This window comes from Pseudonocardia adelaidensis (genome assembly GCF_039543345.1).
GTDB lineage: Bacteria > Actinomycetota > Actinomycetes > Mycobacteriales > Pseudonocardiaceae > Pseudonocardia > Pseudonocardia adelaidensis.
The window spans coordinates 350238-365387 of sequence record NZ_BAABJO010000004.1; the positions used below are offsets into that span (position 1 = coordinate 350238).

At 73.4% G+C, this 15150-nt stretch carries 17 protein-coding genes; 14 read left to right on the forward strand and 3 right to left on the reverse strand.

All coding sequences use genetic code 11. The features are described 5' to 3' along the window. Positions 1-23: 23 nt before the first annotated feature. The 6 genes from ABEA81_RS07350 to ABEA81_RS07375 are packed head-to-tail and all read left to right on the forward strand — an operon-like array spanning position 24 to position 5036. A complete protein-coding gene (locus tag ABEA81_RS07350; protein WP_345604063.1) occupies positions 24-359 on the forward strand; it encodes a YciI family protein in 336 nt (111 codons plus the stop codon). Beyond that, positions 356-1645 (forward strand): RNA polymerase sigma factor, encoded by a 1290-nt coding sequence (locus ABEA81_RS07355; protein WP_345604064.1) that lies wholly within the window; start codon positions 356-358, stop codon positions 1643-1645. Before ABEA81_RS07350 ends, ABEA81_RS07355 begins: the two co-directional genes overlap by 4 nt. After that, the gene (locus ABEA81_RS07360; RefSeq protein ID WP_345604065.1) at positions 1642-2418 is read left to right on the forward strand and encodes a DUF899 family protein; all 777 of its coding nucleotides are present in this window, start codon (positions 1642-1644) and stop codon (positions 2416-2418) included. The genes ABEA81_RS07355 and ABEA81_RS07360 overlap by 4 nt, the downstream gene beginning before the upstream one ends. Positions 2419-2451: 33 nt before the next feature. Beyond that, positions 2452-2817 carry a hypothetical protein gene (locus ABEA81_RS07365; RefSeq protein WP_345604066.1) on the forward strand — a complete coding sequence of 122 codons (366 nt, stop codon included), beginning with the start codon at positions 2452-2454 and terminating at the stop codon, positions 2815-2817. Continuing rightward, positions 2817-3560: an SDR family NAD(P)-dependent oxidoreductase gene (locus ABEA81_RS07370; protein WP_345604085.1), complete on the forward strand. Its 744-nt coding sequence runs from the start codon at positions 2817-2819 to the stop codon at positions 3558-3560. Before ABEA81_RS07365 ends, ABEA81_RS07370 begins: the two co-directional genes overlap by 1 nt. Before the next feature lie 48 nt (positions 3561-3608). Further along, on the forward strand, positions 3609-5036 hold the full coding sequence (locus ABEA81_RS07375; protein WP_425570473.1) for a glutamate decarboxylase: 1428 nt from the start codon (positions 3609-3611) through the stop codon (positions 5034-5036). Here ABEA81_RS07375 and ABEA81_RS07380 read toward each other — a convergent pair. Next, on the reverse strand, positions 5014-6189 hold the full coding sequence (locus ABEA81_RS07380) for an ROK family transcriptional regulator (RefSeq protein WP_345604067.1): 1176 nt from the start codon (positions 6187-6189) through the stop codon (positions 5014-5016). The two genes, ABEA81_RS07375 and ABEA81_RS07380, sit on opposite strands and share 23 nt — an antisense overlap. A gap of 122 nt (positions 6190-6311) precedes the next feature. On the opposite strand from ABEA81_RS07380, the gene ABEA81_RS07385 reads away from it, so the two are divergent. The 6 genes from ABEA81_RS07385 to ABEA81_RS07410 are packed head-to-tail and all read left to right on the forward strand — an operon-like array spanning position 6312 to position 11861. Next, positions 6312-7325 carry a substrate-binding domain-containing protein gene (locus ABEA81_RS07385; RefSeq protein ID WP_345604068.1) on the forward strand — a complete coding sequence of 338 codons (1014 nt, stop codon included), beginning with the start codon at positions 6312-6314 and terminating at the stop codon, positions 7323-7325. Next, entirely contained in the window at positions 7322-8287 is a 966-nt protein-coding gene (locus ABEA81_RS07390) for an ABC transporter permease (protein WP_345604069.1), read from the forward strand. Before ABEA81_RS07385 ends, ABEA81_RS07390 begins: the two co-directional genes overlap by 4 nt. Beyond that, positions 8284-9015 (forward strand): ATP-binding cassette domain-containing protein, encoded by a 732-nt coding sequence (locus ABEA81_RS07395; protein ID WP_345604070.1) that lies wholly within the window; start codon positions 8284-8286, stop codon positions 9013-9015. The genes ABEA81_RS07390 and ABEA81_RS07395 overlap by 4 nt, the downstream gene beginning before the upstream one ends. Before the next feature lie 17 nt (positions 9016-9032). Continuing rightward, complete coding sequence (locus tag ABEA81_RS07400; protein WP_345604071.1) at positions 9033-9914, forward strand: sugar phosphate isomerase/epimerase family protein; 882 nt, start codon at positions 9033-9035, stop codon at positions 9912-9914. Beyond that, positions 9911-10552, forward strand: a complete 642-nt coding sequence (locus ABEA81_RS07405) for a nucleoside/nucleotide kinase family protein (protein ID WP_345604072.1) — start codon at positions 9911-9913, stop codon at positions 10550-10552. Before ABEA81_RS07400 ends, ABEA81_RS07405 begins: the two co-directional genes overlap by 4 nt. A 52-nt stretch (positions 10553-10604) precedes the next feature. Then, on the forward strand, positions 10605-11861 hold the full coding sequence (locus ABEA81_RS07410) for an Nramp family divalent metal transporter (protein WP_345604087.1): 1257 nt from the start codon (positions 10605-10607) through the stop codon (positions 11859-11861). On the opposite strand, the gene ABEA81_RS07415 is transcribed toward ABEA81_RS07410, so the two are convergent. Together ABEA81_RS07415 and ABEA81_RS07420 are read right to left on the reverse strand one after the other, a co-directional pair. After that, positions 11858-12961 carry an LLM class flavin-dependent oxidoreductase gene (locus tag ABEA81_RS07415; RefSeq protein ID WP_345604073.1) on the reverse strand — a complete coding sequence of 368 codons (1104 nt, stop codon included), beginning with the start codon at positions 12959-12961 and terminating at the stop codon, positions 11858-11860. The two genes, ABEA81_RS07410 and ABEA81_RS07415, sit on opposite strands and share 4 nt — an antisense overlap. A 62-nt stretch (positions 12962-13023) precedes the next feature. After that, complete coding sequence (locus ABEA81_RS07420) at positions 13024-13320, reverse strand: hypothetical protein (RefSeq protein ID WP_345604074.1); 297 nt, start codon at positions 13318-13320, stop codon at positions 13024-13026. 105 nt (positions 13321-13425) lie between these two features. On the opposite strand from ABEA81_RS07420, the gene ABEA81_RS07425 reads away from it, so the two are divergent. Beyond that, positions 13426-14331: a DMT family transporter gene (locus tag ABEA81_RS07425; RefSeq protein WP_345604075.1), complete on the forward strand. Its 906-nt coding sequence runs from the start codon at positions 13426-13428 to the stop codon at positions 14329-14331. Continuing rightward, on the forward strand, positions 14328-15150 hold an 823-nt coding region (locus ABEA81_RS07430; protein ID WP_345604076.1), incomplete at its 3' end, for a YncE family protein. The genes ABEA81_RS07425 and ABEA81_RS07430, both read left to right, overlap by 4 nt.

The following is a 15150-nucleotide window of genomic DNA, read 5'->3' on the forward strand; positions in this document are numbered from 1 at the left end:
ACTTCATAGCCCACACTCGCCGCATGAGGTACGTGCTGCTGATCTGCGACGACGAGCGGGTCTCGCCCACGAACGAGGAGCTCTGGGCCGATCCGGTGCACCAGGCCTGGTGGGAGGACCTGCAGCGGCGCGGCAGCATGCTCTCCGGTCAGCGGCTGCGCCCGGTGGTGGACGCCACAACCGTCCGCGTGCGGGACGGCGAGACGCTCGTGTCGGACGGGCCCTTCGCCGAGACCAAGGACTTCGTCGGCGGCTTCGTGGTCGTCGACTGCCCGAACCTGGACGACGCCATCGCGATCGCCGCGGGCCACCCGTACGCGCGCTGGGGTGGCGTCGAGATCCGCCCCGTCTGGGAATGACGTCCGACGAGGCGGTCCGCGCGGCCGTCGAGGCGGCGTACCGGGACGAGTGGGGCCAGGTCGTCGCGACGTTGATCGGGCTGACCGGGGACTGGGACCTCGCCGAGGACTGCGCGCAGGAGGCGTTCGCGGGCGCACTGGCGACCTGGCCGCGCGACGGCATCCCGCGCCGCCCCGGCGCGTGGCTCACCACGACGGCCCGCAACCGCGCCACCGACCGGCTGCGCCGCGCCGCCGCCGGTGCGGCCAAGCTGCGGCAGGTCGCCGTGCTGGCACGCGACCCGGACGACGAGCCGCCTGCCGAGGAGATCCCCGACGAGCGGCTGCGGCTGATCTTCACGTGCTGCCATCCCGCGCTGCCGTTCCCGGCGCGCGTCGCGCTCACGCTGCGGACGCTGGCCGGCATGAGCACCGCGGAGATCGCCCGCGCGTTCCTGACCGCCGAGCCGTCGATGGGCCAACGCCTCGCCCGGGCCAAGCGCAAGATCCGCGAGGCCGGCATCCCGTTCCGGGTGCCGCCTGCCGAGCTCCTCCCCGAGCGGCTCGCCGCCGTCCTCGCGGTGCTCTACCTGATCTTCAACCAGGGCTACGACGAGGGCGACGCGAGCCTGACGGCCGAGGCGATCCGGCTGGCCCGGGTACTGGCCGGGCTGATGCCGCGGGAGCCGGAGCCGCGCGGGCTGCTCGCGCTGATGCTGCTGCACGACGCCCGGCGCGCGACGCGGACCGCCGACGGCGTGCTGGTCCCGCTGGAGGACCAGGACCGGTCGCGCTGGGACCACGGGATGATCACCGAAGGCGTCTCGGTGCTCGACCGGGCGCTCGCGATGCGGCGGGCCGGGCCGTACCAGGTGCAGGCCGCGATCGCCGCCTGCCACGCCACCGCCCCGGACGCGGCCGGCACCGACTGGCCGCAGATCGCAAGGCTCTACGGCGAGCTGGCGCGGCTCGCGCCGTCCCCGGTGGTGGAGCTCAACCGGGCCGTGGCGGTCGCCATGACCGACGGCGTCGAGGCCGGGCTGCACCTGGTCGACGGGCTCGCCGCATCGGGCAGGCTCGCCGGGTACCACCTGCTGCCCGCGACCCGCGCCGACCTGTTGCGCCGCGCCGGCCGAGGGGACGGAGCCCGGGCGGCGTACGAGGAGGCCCTGGCCATGGCGCCGACGGAGGCCGAACGCCGGTACCTCGAAGGGCGGTTGAACTCGTTGCGGGGCGATGTCGAAGCCGGGCATCCCCCTTCGTCGGTGGGGCGACGGACCACCGACGAAGAAGGGACGGACCCATGAACACGTCGCCCACCCCCGAGGTCGTCGACCGAGCCGCCTGGCTGGCCGCGATCGAGGAACTGCGGATCCGGGAGAAGGCGCACACCCGCGAGGGTGACGCGATCGCGGCGGCGCGGCGCCGGCTGCCGATGGTCGAGCTCGACCCCACGATCCCGGTCGTCGGCGCCCGCGGCCCGGTCCCCCTGCTGGACGTCTTCGAGGGTCGCAGGCAGCTCATCGCCTACTACTTCATGTGGTACCCGGGCCGGCCGGCGCCCGAGCAGTGCGAAGGCTGCACCTGGAACAACACACAGCTCGCGGAGCTGTCCTACCTGCGATCCCGCGACGTCACCTACGCGGTGCTCTGCCAAGGGCCCTACGAGGAGAGCAGCCGCTACCGCGACTTCATGGGCTGGGACATGCCGTGGTACTCGGCGCAGGCCTCCCTCGAGGCGCTCCTCGCCGGGCGGCGCATCGGCTCGATGCACCTCGTCTGCTACCTGCGCGAGGGCGACCGCGTCTTCGAGACCTACTGGACGACCGGCCGCGGCGTGGAGGCCGTGGACCTCAACTACAGGCTCATGGACCTCACCGTGTACGGGCGCCAGGAGCCGTGGGAGGACTCGCCCCCCGGCTGGCCGCAGCAGTGGGGAGCCGACGGCCCCGCCCAGCGGATCCGCGTGAACGGGCGTCCCATCGCCCACTGGTCACGGATCGAGGCCGGCCGCTCCGACGACCTGGGCGTGCCCCTCGGGAACGGGCCCGACCGGGAATCCGGGTGCTGCCACTCGTAGCCCACTCGTAGCCCCGCGCGCCACACTCCTCGCATGACCGACGACCGTTCGCCCGAGTACCTGCGCACCCTGTTCTGCATCGGCGTGCGGGACACGTTCTTCGCCGCCGGACCCGACGAGCGCAAGGCCGTGTTCGACGAGTCCCGGCGCGCGTTCGACGACCTCGGCGGCCGCTTCGGCGTGCGGGTGCTGGGCACGATGGACGACGACGAGTCGATGGTCGGCCCGTCCACCGGGTTCCCGTGGACCTGCTACATCCTGGCCGACGTCCCGGACTACGCCACCGTCGGCCGGGTCTGCGGGATCATCCGCGACCACCCGGTGGGCGACCACCAGCTCTGGCACTACTTCACCGTCCAGGCGCGGGTGGGCCGGCAGCTGTTCTTCGGCAACGCGTGATGGAGCGCACCGCGCTCTCGCGGATCGCCGTCGTCACCGGCGCCGGGCAGGGCATCGGAGCCGCCGTGGCGGAGGACCTGCACACGCGGGGGCACCGGCTGGCGCTCCTCGACGTCGACGCGGAGAAGGCGGCCGCCACCGCGGCGCGGATCGGGCCGAGGGCGGCGGCCTTCGCCGCCGACGTGCGCGATCCCGCCGCGGTCCGGGACGCCCTCGATGCCGTCCGCGCGCGGTTCGGCACGCCCGAGATCCTGGTGAACAACGCCGCCCGCACGGTGCCGAGGCCGGTCTGGGAGATCGAGCTCGACGAGTGGGACGACGTGCTCGCGACCAACCTCCGCAGCGTCTTCGTCCTGACCCGCGAGCTCGCTCCCGCGATGCGCGAGCGGGGCTTCGGCCGCATCGTGAACATGGCGTCGCTGGCCGGGCAGCAGGGCGGGCTCGTCGCGGGCGCGCACTACGCCTCCTCCAAGGCGGGGATCCTCGTGCTCACGAAGATCTTCGCGAAGGAGCTGGCCGCCTCCGGCGTCACCGTGAACGCGATCGCGCCCGCGGCGACCCGCACGCCGGTGATGGACGGGATGGACCCCGAGCAGCTGCGCGCTGCCGAGGCCGCGATCCCCGTCGGCCGCTTCGGCCGGCCGGAGGAGGTGGCCGGGCTGGTCGGCTACCTCTGCGGCGAGGACACCGGGTTCATCACCGGTGCCACCTTCGACGTCAACGGCGGCGTGTTCATGCGGTAGGGAGCACGACGGTCCGCCCGGCCGGCGGCTCGGGGGCACGATGACACGATGGCGAAGCACCACACGGCCCGTGGAGTCGATGCACCGGTCTCGGTCAACCCGATGTTCGCGCGTTCCGGGGAGGTCGCCGCGGTGCCGAGGCACCGCCTCCCCGAGGGGCCGATGGATCCCGCCACCGCCTACCAGATCGTCCACGACCACCTCATGCTCGACGGGAACGCACGCCTCAACCTGGCGACGTTCGTGACGACGTGGATGGAGCCAGAGGCCGACCGCTTGATGGCCGAGTGCTTCGACAAGAACATGATCGACAAGGACGAGTACCCGCAGACCGCCGAGCTCGAGGCGCGCTGCGTGAACATGCTCGCCGCCTTGTGGCACGCGCCTGCGAGCGGTTCGCAGGCCGTCGGCTGCTCGACGATCGGGTCGAGCGAGGCCGCGATGTTCGCCGGGCTCGCGCTCAAGCGGCGCTGGCAGCAGCGGCGGCGCGCCGCGGGCGCGGACACCGCCCGGCCCAACCTCGTCATGGGGATCAACGTCCAGGTCTGCTGGGACAAGTTCTGCAACTACTTCGAGGTGGAGCCGCGGTTCGCCCCGATGGAGGGCGAGCGGTTCCACCTCGGCGCCGAGCAGGCCGTCCGCCTGTGCGACGAGAACACGATCGGGGTCGTCGCGGTTCTCGGCTCCACCTTCGACGGCAGCTACGAACCGGTCGCCGAGATCACGGCCGCACTGGACGACCTCCGGTCCCGCACGGGCCTCGACGTCCCCGTGCACGTCGACGGGGCGTCCGGCGGGATGGTCGCACCGTTCCTCGACCCCGACCTCCGGTGGGACTTCCGGCTGCCGCGCGTGGCGTCGATCAACACCTCGGGCCACAAGTACGGACTGGTCTACCCGGGCGTCGGCTGGGTGCTGTGGCGGGACGCCGAGGCGCTGCCGGACGAACTGATCTTCAAGGTCAACTACCTCGGCGGGGAGATGCCGACCCTCGCCCTGAACTTCTCCCGGCCCGGCGGCCAGGTGGTGGCGCAGTACTACACGTTCCTGCGCCTGGGGTGGGACGGGTTCCGGCAGGTCCAGCAGGAGTGCCGGGACGTCGCGACGTACACGTCGGCCCGCCTCGCGGAGCTGGGCCCGTTCCGGCTGCTCACGCGCGGCGACGAGCTCCCCGTGTTCGCGTGCACGCTGCACGACGACGTCACGGGCTTCAGCGTCTTCGACGTCTCGGCGGGGCTGCGGGAGCGTGGCTGGCAGGTGCCTGCGTACACCTTCCCGGCCAACCGGGAGGACCTCGCCGTGCTGCGCGTCGTGGTGCGCAACGGCACGGGCCGCGAGCTGGTCGACCTCCTGCTGGACGACGTCGCCCGCCTGCTCCCGCGGTTGCAGCGGCAGTCCGCCCCGGCCAGGGGCGCGGACGCGGCGGGCTTCGACCACGCCTCCGCGCACCGGCTCAACGCGCCAACAGCTCGCTGATCCGCTCCGGGGCCAGCACCAGGTCGGCCAGCAGCAGCGCGCTGCCCACCAATCCGGCGCCGGCGCCGAGGCGGCTCGGCACGATCTGCAGCCGGGCGGTCGCGAGCGGCAGCGACCGCCGGTAGACGTGCTCGCGGATGCCGGCGAGCAGCTGGTCGCCCGCGCCCGCGGCGACCTGCCCCCCGAGCACGACGACCCGCGGGTTGAGCAGACTGACGGCCTCGGCCACGGCACCCCCGAGCAGCCGGCCCGCCCGCCGGAGGAAGCGCGCGGCGTCCGGGTTCCCGGACGCGGTGAGCGCCAGCGCGTCGTCGACGCCCTCGACGTCGTGCCCGGCCTCGCGCAGGTCGCGCACCAGGGCCCATCCGCCCGCATATGCCTCGAGGCAGCCGACGTTCCCGCAGCGGCACAGGGGCGGGGTACCGGTGCCGGGCAGCGCGAGCTGCACGTGCCCGATGTCGCCCGCGGCCCCGTCGGCACCGCGGAAGACGCGGCCGCCCGCGATGATGCCCGAGCCGATCCCGGTGCCCACCTTGAGCATGAGCAGCGCCTCCGCGTCGGGGTGGACGGTGCGGTGCTCGCCGAACGCCATCGCGTTGACGTCCTTGTCGACCATCACGTGGCACGGGTAACGCGGAGCGAACCAGCCGCGGATGTCGAACCGGTCCCAGCCGCTCATGATCGGGGGGCTGACGACGAGGCCGGCGGCGAAGTCGACCGGGCCCGGCACGTCCAGCCCGATGCCGTGCACAGCGTCGGGGCCGCGCCCGGCCTCGGCGAGCATGTCGCGGAAGAACCCGTCGATGACCTCGAGGACGGCCTGCGGCCCCTCGGCGACGTCGATCGTCCTCGTGCGCTCCAGCGTGACGGCACCCGCGAGGTCGCACAGGGCCGCCCGCAGGCCGGTGGCGCCGACGTCCGCGACGAGCAGCACGCCGCGGTCGGAGTGGAACGCGAACGTGCCCGCGGGCCGGCCCCGCCCGGGTGCCTCCTCGCGCTGCTCTCCGGCCGGCACGACGAAGCCGTGCGCGAGCAGCGCGTCGAGCCGCTGGTTCACGGTGGACCGGGAGAGCCCGGTGCGGTGCATCACGTCGGCCCTGGTCTGGGGGCCGGCGCTGCGGAACAGCGCGAGCACCTCACCCACCGACTGCACGCGCCCAGGCTAATAGGACATCGGCCAAACAGAAAGAGCGAGATTTTTGCTTGACAGAAGTTAGAAGTCGGGGTGTCATGCCTACGTCGGTCACAGCGGTCCGGCTGGGCGGAGGAAGAGTCATGCAGATCCGGAGGCGCGCCCTGGTCGCCACGGCGCTCGCGGCGGGCGCCGCCGTGGCGCTCACGGCCTGCGGGAGCGGCGGCGACGGCGGGAGCGCTGCCCCCGCCACGGTCGCGGCGGTGATCAAGGGCCTGGACAACCCGTTCTTCCAGGCCATGGAGAAGGGCATCACCGACGAGAGCGCCGTGGCGGGCGTGCGGTCGACGGTCCAGGCGGCGACGTCGATCACCGACACCACCGGCCAGGCCGACAAGCTCACCGGGCTCGCGGGCCAGGACTTCGGCTGCTACGTGGTCAACCCGATCTCGGGCACGAACCTCGTGCAGGGCCTCGCCCAGCTCGCCGCGGCGGGCAAGCCGGTGGTCAACATCGACAGCCCGGTCGACCCGGCCGCCGCCCAGGCCGCGGGCGTGCAGCTCGCCACCTACATCGGCACCGACAACGTGGCCGCCGGCAAGCTCGCCGCGGAGCAGATGTCGAAGGCCCTTCCCGGCGGCGGGCCGGTGGCCGTCGTCGGAGGCATCCCCGGCGACGTCACGAGCGGCGCCCGCATCGAGGGCTTCAAGGCCGGCCTGCCGGGCGGGGTGACCGTGCTGCAGGAGGTGGCCGCCAACTGGGAGCGCCAGGAGGCGCTCACCCAGGCCACCACCATCATCGGCGCCCACCCGGACGTGAAGGGCTTCTTCGCGGCCAACGACGACATGGGCCTCGGCATCGCGCGGGCCGTCGCGAACGCCGGGAAGACCGGCCAGATCGCGGTGATCAGCGTTGACGGCAACCCGGACGCCCTCACCGCCGTCGCCAATGGTGAGCTCGCCGCCACCGTGGCGCAGTACCCGTACGTGATCGGGCAGATGGGCGTCGACGCCTGCGCGGCCGCCGCGAGCGGCGCGACCCTCCCGGCGAAGGTCGACGCCCCCGTCCAGGTCGTCACCAAGGACAACGCGCAGCAGGCGATCGAGTCGGCCCCGAAGCCGCCTGCGCCCTACGACAACCCGTTCACCGCGAAGTGACCAGCACCGCCACGGCGAAGCCACCGGTCACGGCGGCATGGCGCGATCCTGGCCGGTGGGCCGACCGCGCCGCCGCGGTGGGCCTGGTGGTGCTGCTGATCGTCTTCCAGCTGCTCGATCCGGGGTTCCTGGCGATCGGCAACATCCGCTCCATGCTCTTGGCCTCGGCCATCCTCGTCGTGCTCTCGATCGGGCAGGCCTTCGTGGTCGCCACCGGCGGCATCGACCTCTCGGTCGCCTCCACCATGACGTTCGCGGCCGCGCTGTTCGGGTTCGGGTTCGCCCGCGGGTGGGGCCTGCCGCTGTGCTGCGTCGTCGCGCTCGTCGGGGGCACCGCGGTGGGCCTCGTGAGCGGGGTCCTCATCGGCCACGGCCGGATCACCGACTTCGTCGTCACGCTCGGCGCGCTCTCCGCGGCGTCCGGCGCGGCGCTGGTCATCGCCGACGGCAAGCCGGTCACCGTCGTCGACGCGGGACTGCTCCGGCTCTCGGCGGGCGGGATCGGACCGATCGGCTGGTCGGTCGTGGTGGCGGCGGTGCTCGCCGTCGTCGCGCACGTCGTGCTCTTCCGCACCCGGGTCGGCACGCACGTGCTGGCCGCGGGCGGCAACCCGGAGGCCGCCGTCGCCACCGGCATCAGCGTGGCCCGGATCAAGGTGCTCGTGTACGCCGCGAGCGGGCTGCTCGCCGGCATCGCGGCCATCCTGCTGATCTCCCGGGTCGGCGCGGCCGAACCGGCGTCGAACACGTCGTTCCTGCTCAACTCGGTGGCCGCGGTGGTGCTCGGCGGGGTCAGCCTGGCGGGCGGCCGCGGCGGCATCGCCGGGCCGGTGCTCGGTGCGCTGCTGCTTACCGTGCTCGCGAACGGCCTCACGATGCTCGGCGTCTCCCCCTTCTACCAACCGCTCGCCGTCGGCGTGGTCGTCGTTGCGGCGGCGTTCCTGACGAGGTGGCGCAGGTGAGTGCGATCCTGGCCGTCGAGGACCTGTCCCTGTCGTTCGGCAGCGTCCAGGCGCTTCGCGACGTGACGCTCGAACTGGCCCCCGGCGAGATCACCGCGCTCGTCGGCGACAACGGGGCGGGGAAGTCCACCCTCGTGCGCTGCATGTCCGGGGTGCACCGGCCCGAGCGCGGCCGGATCCTGCTCGACGGGGAGCCGGTCGCGTTCCGCTCCGCGGAGGACGCCCGCGCCGCAGGCATCGAGACCGTGCACCAGAACCTCGCGCTGGTCGAGGACCTCACCGTCTGGCAGAACCTGTTCCTCAACCGCGAGCTGACGCGCGGCCCGTTCCTCGACCGGGCCGCGATGCGGCGGCGCGCGCAGGAGATGGTCGCGGAACTGGCCGTCAACGTCCCGGCGGTCGGTTCGCGGGTGCGGCGGCTCTCGGGTGGACAGCGCCAGGCCGTCGCGATCTGCCGGGCCGCCGGGTTCGACTCCCGGCTCGTGATCATGGACGAGCCCACCGCGGCGCTGGGCGTGCAGGAGACCGAGCGGGTGGAGCACCTCATCCGCGGCCTGCGCGACCGCGGACGGGCCGTCCTGCTGATCAGCCATGATTTCCAGCAGGTGCTGCGCCTGTCGGACCAGGTGTGGGTGATGCGCTCCGGGCGCTGCGTCGGCGGCAGGCGCACGAAGGACACCACCGGCGAGGAGATCGTCTCGCTGGTCACCGGCGCACTCGCCGCCTGAACTGAAAGGATCGCTCCGTGACCAACCGGGCTGCGAACAACCCGATCGGCGTCCACGCACTGGTGTGGGTCGGCGGCACCGGCCCCGCCGACGTCCGCGAGGCGGTGGCCAGGACGGCGGCGGCGGGCTACGACCTCCTGGAGCTCTCGCTCCACGATGCGAAGCAGCTCGACACCGCGGCCGCGCGGGCGGAGCTGGAGGCGGCGGGACTCGGGATCGCGTGCTCGCGCGGGCTCGCGTTCGACGCCGACGTCTCGAGCACCGACCCCGCCGTCGTAGACCGCGGGGCGCAGCTGCTCGCCGACTCGTTGACCACCACCCGGGAGCTCGGCGCGACCATCCTCACCGGGGCGCTCTACAGCGCGCTCGGCAAGTACTCCGCTCCCCTGACCGACGGCGGGCGGGCCAACGTCGTGCGGGTGCTGCGGGAGCTGGCCGCCGAGGCCGCGGGGCACGGCATGACGCTCGGGCTGGAGATCTGCAACCGCTACGAGACCCACGTGATCAACACCGCGCACGACGCGCTGCGGCTGGCCGACGACATCGGCGCCGACAACGTCATGATCCACCTGGACACCTACCACATGAACATCGAGGAGGACGACCTCGTCCGCCCGGTGTACGAGGTGCGCGACCGGCTCGGCTACGTGCACATCGGCGAGAACCACCGCGGCTACCTCGGCTCGGGTCACCTCGACTTCGGCGCCTTCTTCCACGTGCTGGCCGACGTCGGATACGAGGGCCCGATCACGTTCGAGTCGTTCTCGTCGGCCGTCGTGTCGCCGGGGCTGTCGAGCGACCTCGCGGTGTGGCGGAACCTGTGGTCCGACGGCGCCGACCTCGCCGCGCACGCCCGCTCGTTCATCGCGGGCCGGCTCGCGGCCGCCCGCCCCCGGTGACCCTGTCCGATCTCGTCGCCCGGGCCGCCGCGCTCGCCGCCGGCCCGGGCCGGGCGGTCCTCGGGATCACCGGCAGCCCCGGCGCCGGCAAGTCGACGCTCGTCGAGGCGCTCCTGCGCGAGCTTCCCCCCGAGCGGGTGGCGCACGTGCCGATGGACGGGTTCCACCTCGCCGACGTCGCCCTGCGCGCGATCGGGCGCCTCGACGCCAAGGGCGCGCCCGACACGTTCGACGTCGGGGGCTACGTCGCCCTGCTGCGCCGGGTCCGGGCCGACGCCGAGGACGTGATCTACGCGCCGGCCTTCGAGCGGGACCTGGAACAGCCCCTGGCAGGCGCGATCGCCGTGCCCCGCGCGGCCCGGCTCGTCCTCACCGAGGGCAACTACCTGCTGGTCGACTCGGGGCGCTGGCCGGAGGTGGCGGCGCAGCTGGACGAGGTCTGGTTCTGCGACCCGGACCCGGAGATCCGCCTCTCGCAGCTCGTGGCCCGGCACATCGCGTTCGGCAAGGCACCCGACCACGCCCGGGCCTGGGTGGCGGCGGTGGACGAGCCGAACGCGCGGCTCGTCGAGTCCACGCGCAGGCGGGCCGACCTGGTGGTTCCCGCCGACGTCCTGGAGGCACTGGCTCCCGCGTGATGCAGTCAGGTCTATCGCTTGTCGTGAGCCTTGGCTAACGTTGCTCTTCGTGGTGACTAACAGCGTGGTGCCGGACCAGTCGGCGCGGAGCCGGCTGCGCGGTCGCCTGCTGCTCCTCGGCCCGGCCTTCGTGGCGGCGATCGCCTACGTCGACCCGGGCAACTTCGCCACGAACTTCTCCGCCGGGTCGGAGTACGGCTACCTGCTGGTCTGGGTGATCGTCGCCGCCAACCTCATGGCGATGGTGATCCAGTCCCTCTCGGCGAAGCTGGGCCTGGCCACCGGGCAGAACCTGTGCGAGGTCTCGCGGCAGCGGTACCCCCGGCCCGTCGTGTGGGGGCTGTGGGCGCAGGCCGAGCTCGTGGCGATGGCCACCGACCTCGCCGAGGTGCTCGGCGGCGCCATCGCGCTCAACCTGCTGTTCGGGATCCCGCTCCTCCAGGGCGGGCTCATCACGGGCCTGGTGGCGTTCGTGCTGCTCAGCTTGCACACCCGCGGCTACCGGCGCTTCGAGCTGGCCATCTGCGGGCTGTTCGCGGTGATCGTCATCGGGTTCTTCGTCAACCTCGGCCGCGTGGACGTCGACACCCCGGCCGCCGTGTCCGGCCTGGTGCCCGGGTTCGCCGACACGGGCAGCGTGCTGCTCGCCACCGGGATCCTCGGCGCCACCGTCATGCCGCACGTCATCTACCTGCACTCGGCGCTGACCCAGGACCGGACCCGGCTGCCGGCGTCGTCGACGCGGCGGCTGCTGCGCTACCAGCGCATCGACGTCGCCCTCGCGATGGGGCTCGCCGGGCTCGTGAACCTGTCCATGCTGCTGATCGCCGCCGCGCTGTTCCACGACACCGGCACCGAGGCCGACTCCCTGGCCGGCGTGCACAGCGGCCTGGCCGCCGTCGACGGCACGGCGGCGCTCGCGTTCGCGCTGGCGCTCCTGGCGTCCGGGTTCGCCTCCTCCGGCGTGGGCACGCTCGCCGGGCAGGTCGTGCTCCAGGGCTACCTGCGCCGCCGCATCCCGATCCTGCTCCGGCGCGCCCTCACGCTGGCGCCTGCGCTCGTGGTGCTCGCCATCGGCGTCGACCCGACGCGGGCGCTGGTGCTGTCCCAGGTCGTGCTCTCGTTCGGGATCCCGTTCGCGCTGGTCCCGCTGGTCCTGCTCACCCGGCGCCGCGACGTCATGGGCGACCTGGTCAACCGCCGGATCACCACGATCGGCGCGAGCGTGATCGCCGCGGTGATCACCGGTCTGAACGCGTTCCTCGTCGTCCAGGTGATCACCGGGGGCGCTGCCGGCGGGGGGCACTAGGTGTAGCGACCCCGGACACCCCGTGCCTCGAGCCGAGGCAGCACCTCCTGGGCGAAGTACTCGAGCTCGCCGACGTAGTCGACGAACGACAGGGTCATCCCGCCGAAGCCCGCCCGGTGGAACCGCTCGATCTCGTCGGCGACGTCGTCGGGCGTGCCGATCAGCGGGCAGCTGCCGTGGCCGGCCGCGAACCGGGCCCGGAACGTCGCGAGCATCTCCGGCGTGAACGACTGGGCGTGCAGGCCCTGCAACCGCATGAGGTTGTCCACGGCGGCCCAGTCGGCGTTCTCGTCGGCGTAGTAGCGCAGGTACTCCTCCGCCTCGCGCCGGGTGGGCCGGCACACCACGTGCCCGAGCGTGAACACGCCCACCGAGCGCCCGTACTCCGACTCCGCCCGCGCCCGGACATCCCGCACGACCCCGGCACCGTCGTCCGGACCCGCGACGATCGTGAACGCGAAGTCGGCGTTGCGGGCGGCGAACCCGCGGCCCTGGGTCGACGAGCCTGCGTTCAGGACGGGCAGCGGCCCGTCGTACGGCTTCGGCACGCCCCCGACGCCCTGGAGGTGGAAGAACCGGCCGTCGTGGTCGAAGGACCCGGGTTCGGTCCAGATCCGCCGGATGACCTCCCACCACTCCTGGGCCAGCGCGTAGCGGTCGTCGTGGTCGGACGGCAGCTCGACGCCGAACGCGCGGTACTCCGGCTCGTTCCAGCCGGCCACGATGTTGACGCCGGCCCGCCCCTGCCCGATCTGGTCGATCGTGGCGAGCTGCTTCGCCGTGACCACCGGGTGGTTGAACGCGGTGTGGACCGTCGAGAACACGGTGATCCGCCGCGTGTGCGCGAGCAGCGCCGCCGCCGACGCCACCGGGTCGAGCACGCCCTCGTGGAAGTTGGTGTCCCCGCCGTAGCCGATCCACCGCGCGATCGGCAGCAGGAAGTCGATGCCCACCTCGTCGGCGAGGCGCGCGAGCCGCAGGTTGTCCTCCCAGCTGCCCGACCAGCGCTCCGGGATGCGGGTCACCGCGAGCCCCGACGAGCAGTTCGCGGAGAACAGCCCGAGCTTGAACTCCTTCCCGTCGGTGATGGTCCTCGGCATCGTCACGCTCCAGGGTCGTCGGGCCGCCGGCGGCATGATCGCACGGTGTCGGCCCACCCGGGCTATCTCTCGCCCGGGATGCGCTGCTGGGGAAGCGGGTCGTCCGCCCGCAGCTCGTCCTCCCGACGGGCCGGGGCGGCGTACACGAAGGCGCGCCGCTCGGCCTCCTCGCGGGAGTCGGCGTAGGAGACGTGGTCCGCAACACCGGGCACGAACGTCCGCGCGCCCAGGGTGACTACCGGACCGACGACGCCCGCGGGATCGTCCTCGACCCGTTCCCACCCGACGACCCGCCCGACGTACGGGTCGGGGCGCCCGGCCACGACGACGATGGCGAAGAGCGGGTACGGCTGAACCACGAAGTTGGGGACCACATCAGGCTCTGCGTCGGCGGACCGCACGGTGTTACGGCCTGAAGGTGCGGCGCACGCAGGCGCGGACCGGCCGCCTCGTACGGTGGTGGCATGCACCCGCAGCTCGCCGTCGCGCTCGCGCTGGCCTCTGCGGTCTGCTACGCGCTGTCGGCCGTGCTGCAGGAGCGGGAGGCGTCCCGGCAGCAGGCGGGCGGCCTGGCCCTCGTCGCGCGCCTCGCCCGCCGTCGCGGCTGGTGGGCCGCCATCGGGGCGACGGGCGTCGGAGCGCTGCTCCACCTCGCCGCTGTGGGCGCGGGACCGCTGGTCGTGGTACAGCCGATCGGGGTGTCCACGCTGGTCATCGCCCTGCTGATCGGTTCGCGGCTCAGCAGGCGGCGCGTTCCGGCCCGGTCGTGGGCGGGGGTCGCGTGCGTCCTCACCGGGTTGCCCGCGGTGCTCGCCGCGGTCCCCCACGAGGCCCTGCACACCCCGAGCACGGGCGGGGGCGCCGTGGGGTACTGGCCGGTCGCGGCCGTGCTGACGGCGGTGGTCGCGCTGGCGCTGGCCACCGCGCTGGTGCTCGGCGCCCTGCGCCGCCCGCACGTCGCGGGGATCGCCTACGCGGCCTCCGCCGCCGTGTGCTTCGGTTTCACCTCGGCCACCGCGAAGACCATCTGGCTGGGGCACCTCGATGTGCGGCGGATCGCGGTCGGCCTCGTCGTGGTCGGCGTCGGCACGGTGCTCGCCCAGCACGCCTACCGGGACGGTGGGCTGGGGGCACCGCTCGCGGTGCTCACGCTCCTCGACCCGTTCACCGCGGGCGCCGTGGGCATGCTCGTCATCGGCGAGCCCTTCGGCACCACCCCGATCACCCTGGCGCTCGGAGTGGCGGGCGGGCTCGCCACCTCCGTCGGGGTCGGGTTGCTGTCCGCACGCCCCGTGGTGGCGGACCCGGAGCCGCCGGCCGGGCCGCCGGGGGAACCGGTCCCGGCGCCTGCCGGCGGGGCCCCGACGTGAACGCCCCGCGACGGCTCGTGCGCACCGCATTGGTGATCATGTCCGTGGCTGCCACCCTCTGCGCGTGCAGCGCCGAGGCGGAACCGGCGCACCCGTCCGCGCCCCAGCCCCCACCCCCGGACCCACCCGCGGCCGCGGCCCCGGACTCGCTGCCGGGCATGCCGCCCGTCACCGACCGGCACAACGTGTACGCCGACGCGGGCCCCGGCATGCTCTCCGATGCCGCGAAGGCCGCGAAACCGCTGGTCTACGTGCCGCACACGAGGTCGGGCGAGGTCCGGGTGATCGACCCGGCCACGTTCGCGACGGTGGGGACCCACCAGCTCGGCGGCGAGCTGCAGCACGTCGTGCCGTCGTGGGACATGACGGCGCTCTACGCCACGGACGACAGGCTGAACAAGGTCGTGCCGTTCGACCCCGCCACCGGGACCCCCGGGACGCCGATCCCCGTCGAGGACCCGTACAACATGTACTTCACGCCCGACGGGGCGGCCGCGATCTCGGTGGCCGAGAAGCTGCGGCGCCTGGTCTTCTACGACCCGCACACCTGGGCCGAGCAGGGCGAGCTGCCCGTGCCGGACTGCGCGGGGATCGACCACGCCGACTTCACCCCCGACGGGCGGACGGCCGTGTTCACCTGCGAGTTCGCCGGCCGCGTCGCCGTCGTCGACATCGCGGGCCGCACGGTGCTCCGCATGATCGACATGCCGCACCGCAACACGCACATGGGCCCGCAGGACATCAAGCTCGCCCCGGACGGCTCGGTCTTCTACATCGCCGACGCCGACCAGAACGGGCTCTGGGTGCTCGACGGCGCCG

Coding starts and splice junctions, on each gene's coding strand:
- ABEA81_RS07350 (WP_345604063.1), top strand. CDS start 24: ATGAGGTACGTGCTGCTGATCTGCGACGACGAGCGGGTCTCGCCCACG.
- ABEA81_RS07355 (WP_345604064.1), top strand. CDS start 356: ATGACGTCCGACGAGGCGGTCCGCGCGGCCGTCGAGGCGGCGTACCGG.
- ABEA81_RS07360 (WP_345604065.1), top strand. CDS start 1,642: ATGAACACGTCGCCCACCCCCGAGGTCGTCGACCGAGCCGCCTGGCTG.
- ABEA81_RS07365 (WP_345604066.1), top strand. CDS start 2,452: ATGACCGACGACCGTTCGCCCGAGTACCTGCGCACCCTGTTCTGCATC.
- ABEA81_RS07370 (WP_345604085.1), top strand. CDS start 2,817: ATGGAGCGCACCGCGCTCTCGCGGATCGCCGTCGTCACCGGCGCCGGG.
- ABEA81_RS07375 (WP_425570473.1), top strand. CDS start 3,609: ATGGCGAAGCACCACACGGCCCGTGGAGTCGATGCACCGGTCTCGGTC.
- ABEA81_RS07385 (WP_345604068.1), top strand. CDS start 6,312: ATGCAGATCCGGAGGCGCGCCCTGGTCGCCACGGCGCTCGCGGCGGGC.
- ABEA81_RS07415 (WP_345604073.1), bottom strand. CDS start 12,961: ATGCCGAGGACCATCACCGACGGGAAGGAGTTCAAGCTCGGGCTGTTC.
- ABEA81_RS07425 (WP_345604075.1), top strand. CDS start 13,426: ATGCACCCGCAGCTCGCCGTCGCGCTCGCGCTGGCCTCTGCGGTCTGC.